The organism is Herbiconiux moechotypicola, assembly GCF_024979255.1.
Classification (GTDB): Bacteria; Actinomycetota; Actinomycetes; order Actinomycetales; family Microbacteriaceae; genus Herbiconiux; species Herbiconiux moechotypicola.
The window spans coordinates 42975-57074 of sequence record NZ_JANLCN010000002.1; the positions used below are offsets into that span (position 1 = coordinate 42975).

At 72.1% G+C, this 14100-nt stretch carries 10 protein-coding genes; 2 read left to right on the plus strand and 8 right to left on the minus strand.

What is annotated here, in order from left to right; genetic code table 11:
- Window positions 1–33: 33 nt before the first annotated feature.
- The 7 genes from N1031_RS02970 to N1031_RS03000 form a co-directional block, all read right to left on the minus strand.
- Window positions 34–2580 carry an ATP-binding cassette domain-containing protein gene (locus tag N1031_RS02970; protein WP_259478104.1) on the minus strand — a complete coding sequence of 849 codons (2547 nt, stop codon included), beginning with the start codon at window positions 2578–2580 and terminating at the stop codon, window positions 34–36.
- A gap of 17 nt (window positions 2581–2597) precedes the next feature.
- Window positions 2598–3779, minus strand: coding sequence for a substrate-binding domain-containing protein (locus tag N1031_RS02975; RefSeq protein WP_259478105.1), 1182 nt, complete (start codon window positions 3777–3779; stop codon window positions 2598–2600).
- Complete coding sequence (locus tag N1031_RS02980) at window positions 3776–4864, minus strand: ABC transporter permease (RefSeq protein WP_259478106.1); 1089 nt, start codon at window positions 4862–4864, stop codon at window positions 3776–3778. Before N1031_RS02980 ends, N1031_RS02975 begins: the two co-directional genes overlap by 4 nt.
- A complete protein-coding gene (locus tag N1031_RS02985) occupies window positions 4861–6264 on the minus strand; it encodes an amidohydrolase family protein (protein WP_259478107.1) in 1404 nt (467 codons plus the stop codon). The genes N1031_RS02980 and N1031_RS02985 overlap by 4 nt, the downstream gene beginning before the upstream one ends.
- Before the next feature lie 44 nt (window positions 6265–6308).
- Window positions 6309–7811, minus strand: a complete 1503-nt coding sequence (locus N1031_RS02990) for an amidohydrolase family protein (RefSeq protein WP_259478108.1) — start codon at window positions 7809–7811, stop codon at window positions 6309–6311.
- 92 nt (window positions 7812–7903) lie between these two features.
- A complete protein-coding gene (locus N1031_RS02995) occupies window positions 7904–8929 on the minus strand; it encodes a ketopantoate reductase family protein (RefSeq protein ID WP_259478109.1) in 1026 nt (341 codons plus the stop codon).
- A 74-nt stretch (window positions 8930–9003) separates the two neighbouring features.
- Window positions 9004–10221 carry an ROK family transcriptional regulator gene (locus N1031_RS03000; RefSeq protein ID WP_259478110.1) on the minus strand — a complete coding sequence of 406 codons (1218 nt, stop codon included), beginning with the start codon at window positions 10219–10221 and terminating at the stop codon, window positions 9004–9006.
- Window positions 10222–10300: 79 nt separating this feature from the next.
- On the opposite strand from N1031_RS03000, the gene N1031_RS03005 reads away from it, so the two are divergent.
- The gene (locus N1031_RS03005; protein ID WP_259478111.1) at window positions 10301–12571 is read left to right on the plus strand and encodes an alpha-galactosidase; all 2271 of its coding nucleotides are present in this window, start codon (window positions 10301–10303) and stop codon (window positions 12569–12571) included.
- 121 nt (window positions 12572–12692) lie between these two features.
- Here N1031_RS03005 and N1031_RS03010 read toward each other — a convergent pair whose 3' ends face one another.
- Window positions 12693–13178: a MarR family winged helix-turn-helix transcriptional regulator gene (locus N1031_RS03010; protein WP_259478112.1), complete on the minus strand. Its 486-nt coding sequence runs from the start codon at window positions 13176–13178 to the stop codon at window positions 12693–12695.
- A gap of 89 nt (window positions 13179–13267) precedes the next feature.
- Between N1031_RS03010 and N1031_RS03015 the strand changes: the two genes are divergently transcribed.
- Entirely contained in the window at window positions 13268–14065 is a 798-nt protein-coding gene (locus N1031_RS03015) for an SDR family NAD(P)-dependent oxidoreductase (RefSeq protein WP_259478113.1), read from the plus strand.
- Window positions 14066–14100 lie beyond the last annotated feature (35 nt).

The following is a 14100-nucleotide window of genomic DNA, read 5'->3' on the forward strand; positions in this document are numbered from 1 at the left end:
GATCGTGCTCTCCAGGGTAGACCGAAGCACCCGCTACTCCGGGATCGCGCGCCTCCTCCGCAGCCTCAGCGCCATCGGCAGCACCGCCGCCACGAGCACGAAGATGCCCTGCAGCCAGTACTGCCACGACAGATTCACCCCGAGGAAGGGCAGCGCGCTCGTGATGGTCTGCAGCATCAGGGCGGCCGCGGCCACGGCGAGCGCCGACCCCGATCCACCGAAGATGCTCACCCCAGCGATCACGATCGCGGTGACCGAGGTGAGGGTGAACGCCTGCGCCGCCCCCGCGTCGCCGAGCCCGGTACGGGTGTAGAGCACCACGCCGGCGATCGCCGCGAGGGTGCCGGACCCGATCGTGGCGACCAGCCGCATCCGGCCCACGTCGACGCCCATGCGCGTGGCCTTCACCGCGTCGGAGCCGGCGGCGCGGAAGCCGCGGCCGAGCCCCGTGTTGGCGAGCACGAACCAGAGCAGCACCGCGACGAGCACGGCGACGACGAGCACGAGCGGCACCCCGGCGACCGCGGTGCCGAGAGCGGTCATGAGGTCGGCGCTGGCCTGCCCGCCCGGCTGCGGCCGCAGGAGCTGGGCGATGCCGAGCACGGCGATCGACGACACCAGGGTGGCGATGACCGGCGGCATGCCGAGGCGGGTGACCAGGATGCCGTTGACGACACCCACGACCGCACCGGCCACCAGTGCGAGCACGACGCCGAGCGCTAGCAGACCGGGCCCGCCCTCACCGAAGAACGAGAGGATGACCGCCGAGAGCGCCACCACCGACCCGATGGAGAGGTCGATGCCGCCCGTGATGACCACGACGAGCTGCGCGAGGCCGACCAGCACGAGGATGGCGGCCGAGGCGAGCAGCTGCCCCATGCTCAGCGGGCTGAGGAACGACGGCGCGATTCCCGTGGTGACCGCGGCGAGCGCCACGGAGATGAGCACGAGCGCCACCGTCTGCACCTCGCCGCGCTGCGTGAGGGGCAGCCCCTTCTTCGAGGTGAGCTCGGCCGCATCCGTCTCCTCCGAGATCGAGGTCTCCGTGGCGAGCACCGCGGCACCCGTGATGGCGCGCTCGGTGAGGGCCGAACCGGCGAGCTCGGCCTGCACCCGCCCGCGCGAGAACACGACGACCCGATCGCAGAGCCCCTCGAGCTCGACGGCGTCGGTGGAGAGGATGACCACGGCCACGCCGTCGTCGGCCATCGCCCGCAAGAAGGAGTAGATCTCCACGCGGGCACCCGCGTCGACACCCTGCGTGGGGTCTTCGACGAGCAGCACCGCGGGGCTGCCGAGGCGCGCCCGTGCGAGAAGCACCTTCTGCTGACTGCCGCCGGAGAGGGAGGTGATGGGGGTCTCGATGGTGGGGGTCTTCACGGCGAGGCCGCCGATGGCCTGGTGCACGAGGCGTTCCTCGGTGCGCGGGGCCACCACGCCCGCGGGCATGGCCTGCCCGAGGTTGGGGGCGATCACGTTCTCGCGCACGCTGAGCTGGCCGAACATGGCCTCGCCGATGCGGTCGCCGGGCAGGTACACGATGCCCGAGCCCGCCGCCCGCTTCGCGGTGAGCCCGCGCAGCTCGCGGCCGTTCAACCGCATCCCGCCCGCCGCCCGCACCGAGCCCGCGAGCGCCTTCATGAACTCGCGCTGCCCGTTGCCCTCCACCCCGGCGAGGCCCACGATCTCGCCGCCGCGGGCCGCGAACGACACCTCGCGGAAGGCCCGTCCGGTGAGCCCTTCGACGGTGAGCACCTCGGCCCCCTCGCCGGCCGCCTTGGCCGGGAAGGTGGTCTCGAGCGAGCGCCCCACGATGAGTTCGACGATCTCGTCGGCCGTGAGGCCCTCCACGTCGCCGCGCCCCACGACCCGGCCGTCGCGCAGCACCGTCATGCGGTCGCCGATCTCGAGCACCTCGGGGATGCGGTGGGTGATGTACACCACGGCCGCGCCCCGGGCCAGCAGCCCGCGCACCTGCTCGAACAGCCACGCCGTCTCGTCGGCGCCGAGCGCCTCGGTCGGCTCGTCGAGCACGAGCACCGTGGGGTCGGAGGCGAGCGCCGCCGCGATCTCCACCAGGTGCGCGTCGCGCTGCGAGATGGCCGACACCCTCCGCCGCACGTCGATCTCGAGCCCGAGCCGGGCGAACAGCTCCGCGGTCCACCGGGTGGCCTCGCGGCGGCGGGGCCGCACGGCGTCGGGCAGCAGGAGCAGCATGGCGTCGACGACCGTGAGCGAGGGCGCGAGCGCGGGGATCTGGTAGACGATCGCCAGCCCGCGCTCGCGGGCGTCGCGCGGGTGCATGCGCGGCGCCGAGACCCCGCCGAAGTCGATCGTGCCCGTCGTGGGCACGACCGACCCGGCGGCGATGCCCACCAGGGTCGACTTGCCGGCGCCGTTCTCGCCGAGGATCGCGTGCACTTCGCCGGGCAGCACCGCGACGGAGACGTCGTCGAGCGCCCGCACCCCCGGGTACTGCTTCGTGATGCCCGAGAGGGTGAGGAGGGCGCCGCCCGGCGCACCCGGCGCGGGGGATGCGGCGGGCGCATCGGATGCGGCGGGTGCGGCCGGAACGACCATGGCGGTTGTCTCCTTCATCAGTTCGCGAACGTCGTCTCGACCTCGTCGGGCGTGAGCAGCGACGACGGCGAGCCGTCGGCCGGCGCACCCTCGGAGCACACCTCGCTCGGCGTGGAGGCCCCGGCGGTGCCGCCGGTCGAGTCCTCGGCCAGGGAGAGGTTGTAGATCGAGGGCTCGGTGTCCGACTCCCCGGCGAGCGAGGCGAGTGCCTTGCGGAGGGCGACGCGGCCCACCCAGGTGCGCGACGAGACGGTCGCGAGCTCGTAGGTGGGGTTGTCGGCCTTGAGCGCGTCGAAGCCGCAGCTGAGGCTGTTCTGGTCGGTCGTGGCGATGGGGGGCAGCGGGATGCCGGCGGCCTGGTAGGCGCGGATCACGCCGTCGGTCGACGCCCCGTAGTCCACGATCACCGCGTCGATCTGCGGGTACTGCGAGAGCAGACCGCTCATGGCCTGCTGGGCCTGGGCCGGGTCCCAGTTGGTGGTGACGGGCTCGTCGGTGAGCAGGGTGATCTGCGGGTTGTCGGCGAACACCGCCTTGATGCCCTCGAGCTCCTGCGCCGCCACGGCGCTGCCGGCCGGGCCGCCGAGGAAGACGACGTTGCCGCCGGCCTCGCCCAGCTGGTCGACCACCCACTGCGCCCAGGTGCCGCCGCTGAAGGTGGGCGACCAGTCGGTGTAGTCGAGGTAGTCGGCACCGGCCGAGCCCTCGGGGTCGGAGGCGAAGGTGACGACGGTCGAGCCCGACGACACGGCCGTGCGGAGGGCCGACAGGTGCGCCTCGCCGGGTCCCGCATCCGGGATCACCAGCACGATGTCGGTGCCCTGGGCGGCCATGCTCGTGATGGCGGCGGTGGTGGCCTGCAGATCTCCGCGGCCGGCCTCGTAGCTGATGTCGGTGATGGCCGGGCACTTCGCGGCCTCGGCCTCGATCTCGGCGCGCACGGTCTTCGACCACGAGTTGGTGCCGAAGCCGTCGACGATGCCGAGCGTGTACTCGCCCTCGGAGGGGCAGATGTCGCTGATGTCGATCATCTGGTCCATGGTGCCGACGCTGCCCACGGCGATGTCGGCGGCGGATGCGGTCGACGCGGCCCCGGAGGAATTGGTCGACGAGCACCCCCCGAGCGCGAAGGCGAGCGCGGTGACCGTGACGGCGCTGCCGACGACGAGAGGGATGCGGTGGCGGGGTGCTGTGTTCATGATGACTCCTCGTTGAGTGCTGTGGATTTCTTGGACGGGGACCGGGTGACCATCGCGCGCAGGCGCGAGGTGTTGCCGCCGAGCTTGATCTGCACGACGATGCCGACGGCGATGATGACGGCCTGGATGATGTTCTGGGCCGCGGTGGTCTGGGTGAAGGTCTGCACCAGCTGACCGAGCTGGCCGAGGAAGAGGGCGCCGAGTGCTGTGCCCACCACGCTGCCCTTGCCGCCGGTGAGGGCGGTGCCACCGAGCACGACGGCTGCGATGGAGGGCAGCAGGTAGGCGTCTCCGGCGGTGAGGGTGGGCGAGCGCAGCAGCCCGGCGAGCAGCACGCCGCAGGCGGCGGCGAGCAGGGCCGACAGCGTGTAGGCGCCGACCACGTAGGCGTTGGTGGAGAAGCCGATGGTGCGGGCGGCGCGCGGGTTGGCGCCCACGAGCTCGAATCGTCGGCCCACCCGGATGGCCTTGAGCAGCACGTGCACGACCAGCACCACGATGGTGGCGATGATGGCGAGCACCGGGATGCCGAGCCAGCGCGAGAGCGAGAACTGCGAGAGCGAGTCGACCACCTGCCCGCCGTAGCCGCCCGACACCGCCTGCACGGTGCCCACCATGAGCGCGTTGCTCGCGATGGTGACGACCAGCGGGGGCAGGCCGAACAGGGCGATGACCAGACCGCTCAGCAGACCGAAGAGGGCGGGCACCACGAGCGCCACCACGATGGCGAGCCCCAACCCGAGCTGGTCGGGGCCGCCGAACTTGGCCACGATGAGCGCGCCGAGCGTGATGGCGCCGGCCACCGACAGGTCGAGACCGCCCTGCATGATGACGAGGGTCTGCCCCACGGCCACCACCGCGGTGAGGGCGGCGAACGGCAGCATCGACGACATCGCGGTGGCCGACACGCTGCCGGGCGCGATGAGCGGGCTGATGGCGAAGAGCACCGCCACGGCCACGAACGCCCGGGCCGCGGGCCACGACGCGACGCGGGCCCACGGGGTGACCGGCTTGATCGGCGGCCTCCCGCCTCCCTCCGCCACGGCCGCGGGCCCGGCCGGAGGCCGCGCCGAGTCGATGCTCATGCGTGCGCCACTTCGGGGTGCCAGGCTCCGTCGACCGAGGCCGCCGGCATCTGCGACAGGATGTAGTCGCGCGCCTCCGCCGCCTCGTCGCGCAGCTTCTTCACGTCGACGCCCACGAGCCGGCCGTCGCGCTTGCGCACGACGCCGTCGACGATCACGTCGGTGACGAGGCCGGGATGCGCGTTGTAGACGATGCCGCCGAAGGGGTTGTTGAGCGGCGACATGGCGAGCGAGTTGCCGCTCACCACGATCACGTCGGCCTTCTTGCCCACCTCGAGCGAGCCGGTCTGGCCGCCGAGGCCCGCCGCGTTCGCACCGTCGAGGGTGGCGAACTGGATGACGTCGGCGCAGCCGAGGCCGATGCGCTCGATGATGACGCCCGCGTCCACCAGCTCCTTGTTGTCGGCCGCGCGCTGCAGGCCGATGGCGGTGCGCATGGTGCCGAACATGTCGCCGCCGTTCGACGAGCAGACGTCGATGGAGAAGGAGGGACGCACCCCGGCGGCGAGCAGCCGCCCGGTGGCGGGGTAGCCGTGCCCCATCTGCGCCTCCACGTCGGGCGCCACGGAGGCGGATCCTCCGGTGGCGGCGATGATGCGCAGCTCCTCGTCGGAGAGGGTGGTGCAGTGCACGTAGGTGATGGTGTCCGAGAGCAGGCCGTCCTCCTGCAGCATGATGATGGGGCGCATCTTGCCCCAGTGGCCGTCGCCCACGTGCACCGTCACGCGCAGGTCGAGGTCGCGGGCGAGGGCGAAGTCGGCTCGGTTCACCTCGCGGGTGGTGAACTGGGGGCCGCGGAGCGCCAACGCCATCGTCACCAGGCCGTCGTTCGAGGCGAAGTGCTCGGTGCGCAGTCGCGTGGCGTCGTCGCGCGGGTGCTCGACCGGGGAGGGCATCTCGCCGCCCCACTGCGCCGCGCCGCCGCCGTGGGCGAACACCGCGCGCATCCCGGTGTCTTCGAGGGCCTTCACCGCCGCATCCGCGTGCTCGGTGGTGCGCAGGTTGTGCGACCAGTCGACGAGGGTGGTGATGCCCGAGTCGAGCGCCTCGAGGGCGCCGAGGTAGTTGCTCACGTAGGTGTCTTCGGGGCGGAAATGGCGGCTGAGCCCCACGTGCAGGCCGGCCATGTACTCGTCGAGCGACCAGTCGGAGGCGATGTTGCGCACGATCGCCTGCCAGGTGTGGCGGTGGGTGTCGACGAAACCGGGCATCACCACGCTGCCGGCGGCGTCGATCACCTCGGTACCGGCCGGCACGATGCCCGTGGCCGCGAGGTCGGGGCCGATCGCGGCGATGCGGCCGTCGAGAATGAGCACGTCGGCGCCCGGCTGGGCGGGATCGGTGGCGACGCCCGTCAGCACGGTGCCTCCGGTGATGAGGATGTCTTTCGACTCGGTCATTCCATAGCTCCTTCGGGATGGATGTGAGGCGGAGAGGTAAGCGTTCAGGCCCGTTCGCGGTAGAGCGGGATGTCGATGGGAGGCTGCGGGATGAACCCTCCGTGGCGGTCCATCTGCTCGTAGAGATAGTCGTGCGAGGCGCGGGTGCGCGCCAGGGCGGCGTCGACGTCGACGTGAACGAGCCGCCCGCCGCGCTTCACGACCCGGCCGTCGACGAGCACGGTGTCGACGTCGCCGGAGTTCGCCTGCGAGATGACGGCGCCGGTGGGGTCGCGGCGGTTCCATCCGGCTTTGCTGATGCCGCCCATGTCGAGCAGCACCACGTCGGCGCGCTTGCCCGGGGTGAGCGAGCCCACCTCGTCGCCGATGCCGGCGGCCACGGCGCCGTTGAGGGTGATCCATGAGAGCGCGTCGCGCGTGGTCCAGCGCATCTCCTGCGGGGCCACGAGCCGCTCGTAGCCGGCGGCGTCGTCGCGCCAGCGGGTGGCCTGCAGCACGAGACGGGCGTGCGAGAGCATATCGCCGCTGTCGCCGCTCACGCAGTCGATGCCGAGGCTCGGCCCGGGCGTGAACTCGGTGGCCTCGCGGATGGCGGGGAACCCCATCCCCATCTGCATCTCGGTCTCGGCGCACACCGACACGGTCGTGCCGGTGCCGCGCAGCAGCTCCCACTCCTCCGGGGTGTTGAAGGTGCAGTGCACGAGCAGCAGGTCGGGGCCGAGCAGGCCGTGCTCGGCGAGCACCTTGACGTCTTGGAAGAGCTGGCGCACGGCCACCTGGTTGGCGTGCATCGTGAGGCGGGCGCCGAGCTCGCGGGCGAGGGCGAACTCGGTCGCCACGTCGGCCACGGGGGCGATCGGCAGCTCCTGCGGGGCCATCCCGAAGCGCAGCGGCTGCGACTCGTCGCGGAAGTACTGCTCGCGGATCTCGCGGGCCAGCCGCGCCCGCGGCTCGAACGCGGCGGGGTCGGCGACGCCCTCGCGCCCGCCCGCGCTCTCCGACCAGGTGTTCGAGGTGACCGGCGTCATCCCGTGCCCGTAGAGGCCCCGGATGCCCGCATCCAGCAGACCCGTCACCGCGCCGTGGGCGCACTCGGGGTCGAGGATGTTGTGGCAGTAGTCGACGATCGAGGTCACGCCGCAGTTGAGGGCGTCGAGGGCGCCCGCGTAGTTGCCGGCGTACATGTCCTCGGCGCGGTAGCGGATCGCCATCTGCAGGCGCATGCCGCGGAGGTAGTCGGGGATGGTGCCGTCGGCCAGGATGCCGCGCAGCTGCGCCTGCCAGGTGTGCCGGTGGGTGTCGACGAGTCCGGGGATGGCGATCATCTCGCCGGCGTCGATGACCTCGGCGTCTCCACCCGCATCCTGGCCGGCGGTGTTCAGGATGCTCGTGCCGGTCTCGGCCGACCACCCCTCGACGGCGGCGATGCGGTCGCCCTCGATCAGGATGTCGGCCCGCTCCAGGTCGCCCAGGGCCGGGTCGACCGTCGCGACCGCCGCGCCCCGGATGAGGGTGCGGTGCGCGGGGACTCCGTCGTGTGCAGCCATGATTCTCCTCGTTGAGCAGCTGGTTCTGAATCAGTATGTGAAGTGAGACGACGTTTGTCAATCAGCACTTTACATTGTCATACAGTCTGAATTCACACTGTGGTGGCGGGCGCGAGCAGTAGCTCGATGTTCTCCGGGGCGGGGCGCAGTTCGCCCGCCTCGACTCGGGCGGCCAGCTCGACGACGAGCGCGTTGTACGGCGCTTCGGCGCCCACCGCGGCGAGCTCCTCCACGACGCGGCCGTTGATCTCGGCCACCTCGCTGCGACGGCCCTTCAGCCAGTCCTGCAGCGACGTGGTCTTCGTGTCGGGCAGCGAGTACTGGGTGAGCACGATGTGGAACAGCTGCTCGGCGAAGGCGTCGGGGTCGCCCACGTTCTCGTCGCCCATGCCGAAGATCGGCCGCACCCTGCTGCCGCTCGCGGTCGCGGCGCGCACGGCCTCCTTGCCGCACTCGAGCATGAAGTCGTACATGCCGGGCACCTCGGCCGCCGTGTTGAGCTCGAGGTTCAGCAGGGCCGAGGGCACGAGCTCGGCGGCGTTCACCACGAGCTTCATCCACTTCGAGGAGCGGATGTCGTCGGAGACCTCGACGGTGCCCGCGTGGCCCAGCACCGCGGCCACCTCGTGCACGCGGTCGGCCGTGGCGGGGTGGATGCTGCCCACGGCGAACCAGGCCTCCTCCGGCGGGTTCTGCCGGTTCGTGATGCCCGGCTCCCACATGTTCGACGCCATCTCGATGACGGCGCCGATCGTGCGCTCCGGTCCCACCACATCCGCGATGTCGTCGACCGACATGCCGTTCTGGAGGCCCACGACGAGGCTGTCGGGGTTCAGCAGGGGCTTGATCAGCTCGCACGCCCAGCGGGTGTCGTAAGCCTTCACACCGAGGAAGACGAGGTCGAAGCGGTCATGGAGCGTCGCGACCTCGCAGAGCTGATAGGCGGGCACCTTCGTGATCTCGGTGCGGTTCGGCATGCGCACCTCGATGCCGCGCTCCCGGATGGCGTCCACGTGCGGCGGCCACTGTTCGATGAACGTCACGTCGAGGCCGGCCCTGGCCATGTCTGCCCCCACACCCGCTCCGTTGGCGCCCGTTCCCAGCACGGCGATCTTCATCATCGAATCCTCGCTTGTCACTTATTAGTTCACAACCAGTGTGAAGTAATAGTACACACGAGTGCAGGTGGAGCCTAGGTGCGCCCCCGAACGGCAGAGCGGATGAGGGCCGCGGCCGCGCCGCGGGCCCAGTCGTCGAAGCTGTGGGGGCGCACCTCGATGGCGCAGCGGACCGCGGCACCGAAGGCGTTGTCGGCGAAGGCTTCTCGCAGCGCCGGCTCGTAGAGGTCGAACTCGTCCGTCCCCTCGCCCGCCAGCACGATGGTGTCGGGCCCGACGAGGTTCGCCACGGCGGCGAGCGCCGTTCCGATGGCGGCCCCGGCGCGGTCGAACACCGCCCGCACGACGGGGTGTGCGCCCGACCGGGCGAGCTCCGCCGCCTCACCCAGAGCGAGCTCCGGATCGCCGGTCGCCTCCCGCGCCCCGCGAAGGATCGCCCACGTCGCCGCGACCGCCTCCACGCACCCGCTCCGGCCGCAGCGGCAGGGCGCTCCGCCTCCCCCACCGCCCGCGCCGGCAGCTCCGCCCGCGCCGGCCGCGAGCGGCAGGTGGCCGAGTTCGCCGGCCACGCCATGCGCGCCCGACACCACGTCGCCGTTGACGTACAGACCGCATCCGATGCCCGCCCCGATGGTGACCACCGCGAACGTGGTCGACCGCACGCCGAGTCCGAACCAGTGCTCGGCGATGGTGAGGGCCCGCACGTCGTTCTCGAGGCGCACCGGCAGCCCGAGCCGACGTTCGAGCAGCGCCACGAGCGGCACGTCCTCCCACCCGAGCAGCGGGGAGTGCCGCACGACGCCCGCACCAGAGTCGATGTCGCCCGAGACCGCGACGCCCACCCCGAGGAGCGACGCAGGTGCGGAGTCGAGCAGCGTGCCCGCCACCTCGCCGACAGCCTCCACCACCGTCGGCACCGCGCTGTCGGCGAGCGACACTCGGGCGACCCGCTCCACCTCGGCCGTGAGCCCGGTGACCACCCCGATCACCTCGTCGTCGGTCACCTTGACCCCGACGGCCGACCTCGCCCCGGGCACGGCGGCGAGCGGATGCACGGGGCGACCGGGTGCGGGGACGCGGACGGGGGCACCCGAAGGCCCGGCGGCCGTGAGCGTCCCGTCGTGCCGCACGATTCCGGCCTCGAGCAACGGCGCCACCGCCTTCGTGACGGCGGCCTGCGAGAGCCCTGTGCGGCGTCCCACCTCGATCCGTCCGAGGGGACCCTGCGTGAGGATGCAGGTGAAGATCGCCACCGACGCCGGAGAGCGAAGAGGGAGGTCGCTCGCGCTCATCGCCGCCTCCCTTCCCGCTTGCGCTCCAGCCTACGGGATGGTTAATTTACATCGTCAATTAAAGCGAGGAGACGCGCCCATGGGCCTGCCCACCACGACCATCGTGCACCTGCGTGCGGCAGGGGTCTCGCTCGCGCTCGACCTCCGCGGCCCGCACCCCGAGGTGCTGCACTGGGGCTCCGACCTGGGCGACCTCGACCACGACGCACTCGAGGCGCTGGCGTTCACCGCCGGAGCGGCCCGGCTGCACAACGCTCCCGACGTACCCCGCCGGTTCGGGCTGCTGGCCGGTGAGGACACCGACTGGGCCGGCACCCCGAGCCTCGCGGGCCACCGTGCCGGGCGCGGCACCACGCCGCGGCTGCGGGCGACGGATGCGGTGGTGACTCCGTCCGGCGCAGCTGACGCGACCGGCGGGGGTTCCGTGGAACTGCTCTACACCGACGAGGTGCGGATGCTCGGCCTCCGCGTGCGCATCGCGCTCACCCCCGAGGGCCTGGTGGAGCTCGACCAGACGCTCACGTCGACCGCGTCGCCTGAGGCGCCGGTCTACGACCTGAGCCGTCTGACCGCCCGCCTGCCCGTGCCCTCCCGAGCGGCCGAGCTGCTCGACTTCACGGGGAAGTGGAGCCGCGAACGCCAGCCCCAGCGCATCCCGCTCGTCGACGGCTCGCACGTGCGAGAGAGCCGGCGGGGCAAGCCCGGCGCCGACTCGGCCTACCTGATGGCGCTCGGCACCCCCGGGTTCGGCTCGCGCCACGGCGAGGTGTGGGCGGTGCACGTGGCGTGGAGCGGCGACCAGCAGTGGTTCGCCGAGCGGCTGCCCGAGGGCGCGGGCGTGTTCTCGGCAGCGCTCGGCGGCGGCGAGCTCGTGCGTCCCGGCGAGGTGCGGCTGACGGGCGGCGAGAGCTACACGGCACCGCGTCTGGTGTTCTCGTACTCGGGGGAAGGTCTCGACGGCGTGGCCGACCGATTCCATGGGCGGGTGCGGTCGACCAGGCGCCGGGCCGGGGCGCAGCCGCTCGTGCTCAACACCTGGGAGGCGGTGTACTTCGACCACCAGCTCCCCCGCCTGCTCGAGCTCGTCGACCGCGCCGCCCGCGTGGGCGTGGAGCGCATCGTGCTCGACGACGGGTGGTTCCGCGGGCGTCGCGGCGACGACGCGGGGCTCGGCGACTGGCAGATCGACGAGGCTGTGTGGCCCGGCGGGCTCGATCCGTTCGTCGACCGGGTGCGGGAGCACGGCATGCAGTTCGGGCTGTGGTTCGAGCCCGAGATGGTGAACCTCGACTCGGAGCTCGCCCGCGAGCATCCGGAGTGGATCCTCGGGCCGGCAGAGGGACTTGGATCGTCGTTCCGCAACCAGTACGTGGTCGACCTCGCGCATCCGGAGGCCTTCACCTACCTGCTCGAGTCGATCTCGGCCCTGGTGTCGCGGTACTCGATCGACTTCCTCAAGTGGGACCACAACCGCGAGCTCGCCGAGGCGGTGCGGCGTTCGGACGGCGGGAGCGTGGGGGTGCGCTCGCAGACGCTGGCGCTGTACGCGCTGCTCGACGACCTGCGGATGCGGTTCCCGCTGCTCGAGATCGAGTCGTGCGCCTCGGGCGGCGGGCGGGTCGACCTCGGGGTGCTGGAGCGCACCGACCGGGTGTGGACCTCCGACTGCAACGACCCCGTCGAGCGGCAGTCCATCCAGCGCTGGAGCGAGCTGCTGCTGCCGCCCGAGCTGCTCGGCTCGCACGTGGGCGCCCCGCGCTCGCACACCACGCACCGGGTGGCCGACCAGTCGTTCCGGCTCGCCACCACACTCTTCGCCTCGGCCGGCGTCGAGTGGGACCTCACGGCGTGCACCGACGCGGAGCTCGACGATCTGGCGCGCTGGGCCTCCCTCTACAAGGAGACCCGCGCGCTCGTGGCCACAGGGCGCCGCGTGCACGCCGACCTCGCCGACGCCGAGACCGCCCTGCACGGGAGCGTCGCGGCCGACGGGTCGCGGGCGCTGTTCGCGTGGGTGCGGCTCGGCACCTCGCGGGCGGGGCAGGCCGGGCGGGTGCCGTTCCCGGGGCTCGCCGAGGACGCCGTGTACGAGGTGCGCGTGCGCGACGAGCTCGGGGCTGTGGCGCTGCACGAGGTGTCGGGCCCGGCCTGGTTCGAGGCGGCCCGCGGCGCCGGCGCGGCCGCCGCCGGTGCCGCTGCCGCGGCTGCGCCCGGTGCGGACGCCGCCGGTTCCATCGCGCCCGCCGCTCCACTCCGCGTGCCCGGCAGCATCCTCGCCCGCGTCGGCCTGCCCCTCCCCACCCTCGAGCCCGCGCAGGCCCTCCTCCTCGACTTCGTGCGCGTCGCCTGAGCCGCGGCGGCACCCGAGTGCGCAGTTCTGCATAAGATTCCGGGGTGGCGAGCTCTCAGGGGGCCTGCCACCGCGGAATCTTATGCAGAACTGCGCGGGGGCCTCGGCCGAGGGCGCACGGTCAGGAGGGGCGCCAGCCGTCGTCGGGGCGGACGGCGCGGGCGATGCGCTGGGCGATGTCGCGGAGCTGGCGGCGCTGGGCGGCGGTGAGGGCGTCGAGCACGAGACTGTCGACGGACTGCACGTGCACGGGAGTGGCGCGCCGGTAGACGGCGTCGCCCTCGTCGGTGAGGGTGACGAGCATCGATCGGCCGTCGTCGGGATCGCGGGCGCGGTCGGCCCAGCCGCGCTCCTGCAGCCGCGAGACCGCCCGCGAGACGCGCGAGAGCGAGCTGTTGGCGTAGTCGGCCAGGGTGCCGATGCGCAGTCGGCGGCCCGGTGCGGCGGCGAGCGCGTAGAGCACGCCGTACTCGAAATGCGTGAGGCCGAAGTCGCGCATCAGCGGCGCGTCGAGCGCGGGCGGCAGCCACTCGAGCACCGTCGCGAGCGCCGCCCAGGTCTCGAGATCGTCGCCCTCCAGCGCCTCTCGCCCGCTGCTTTCCACCATGCCGCACAGCTTAGCCGTTATTTGACTGAGCAAATGAGTCCGTCTACAGTTAATTTGACTGAGCAAATAAATGTGAAAGGTGGATCGGCATGGACATGCGACTCGCGGGCGCGAAGGCGTTCATCAGTGGATCGACCCAGGGCATCGGATTCGCGATCGCCAGAGCCCTCGTGGAGGGAGGCGCCGAGGTGACGATCTCGGGGCGGGACGCGGCGAGGGTCGACGCATCCGTCGCCGCGCTGCGCGCCAGTGCCCCGGGCGCGACCGCATCCGGAGTCGTCGTCGACTTCCGTGACGCGCACGCCACCACCGCCCTGGCCGACGAACTGGCACAGAGGCGGCTCGACATCCTGGTGAACAATGTCGGCCTCTTCGGCGTCGCCGACTTCGCGGAGATCTCCGACGAGGAGTGGCTCGACTACCTCACGGTCAACGTCATGAGCGGCGTGCGGCTCTCCCGCGCCGTGCTGCCCGGGATGCTCGCGGCGGGCACCGGGCGCATCCTCTTCGTCAGCAGCGAGTCGGGCGTCAACGTACCCGCCGACATGGTGCACTACGGCACCACCAAGGCGGCCATGCTCGGCCTCGCCAACGGGCTGGCGAAACTCACCCGTGGCACCGGCGTGACGGTGAACACCATCCTCGGCGGCCCCACCTATTCCGACGGCGTGGCTCAGGCGGTCGAGCAGATCGCGGCGGCGCAGCAGACGTCGCCCGAGCAGCTGAAGGCGGCCATCGCCGAGGGGCACCCCACGTCGCTGGTGCGGCGATTCCTCGAGCCCGACGAGATCGCGCGGCTCGCCGTCTACCTGGCGAGCCCGCTCTCCGGTGCCACCAACGGCGCGGCGTTGCGGGCCGACGGGGGCGCGCTCACAGGCACGCTGTAAGACCGGGAAGCCGGGGCGCCCTGCCGACCGATCGC

Coding starts and splice junctions, on each gene's coding strand:
- N1031_RS02995 (WP_259478109.1), bottom strand. CDS start 8,929: ATGAAGATCGCCGTGCTGGGAACGGGCGCCAACGGAGCGGGTGTGGGG.
- N1031_RS02975 (WP_259478105.1), bottom strand. CDS start 3,779: ATGAACACAGCACCCCGCCACCGCATCCCTCTCGTCGTCGGCAGCGCC.
- N1031_RS03005 (WP_259478111.1), top strand. CDS start 10,301: ATGGGCCTGCCCACCACGACCATCGTGCACCTGCGTGCGGCAGGGGTC.
- N1031_RS03015 (WP_259478113.1), top strand. CDS start 13,268: ATGGACATGCGACTCGCGGGCGCGAAGGCGTTCATCAGTGGATCGACC.
- N1031_RS02990 (WP_259478108.1), bottom strand. CDS start 7,811: ATGGCTGCACACGACGGAGTCCCCGCGCACCGCACCCTCATCCGGGGC.
- N1031_RS03010 (WP_259478112.1), bottom strand. CDS start 13,178: ATGGTGGAAAGCAGCGGGCGAGAGGCGCTGGAGGGCGACGATCTCGAG.
- N1031_RS02980 (WP_259478106.1), bottom strand. CDS start 4,864: ATGAGCATCGACTCGGCGCGGCCTCCGGCCGGGCCCGCGGCCGTGGCG.
- N1031_RS03000 (WP_259478110.1), bottom strand. CDS start 10,221: ATGAGCGCGAGCGACCTCCCTCTTCGCTCTCCGGCGTCGGTGGCGATC.
- N1031_RS02970 (WP_259478104.1), bottom strand. CDS start 2,580: ATGGTCGTTCCGGCCGCACCCGCCGCATCCGATGCGCCCGCCGCATCC.
- N1031_RS02985 (WP_259478107.1), bottom strand. CDS start 6,264: ATGACCGAGTCGAAAGACATCCTCATCACCGGAGGCACCGTGCTGACG.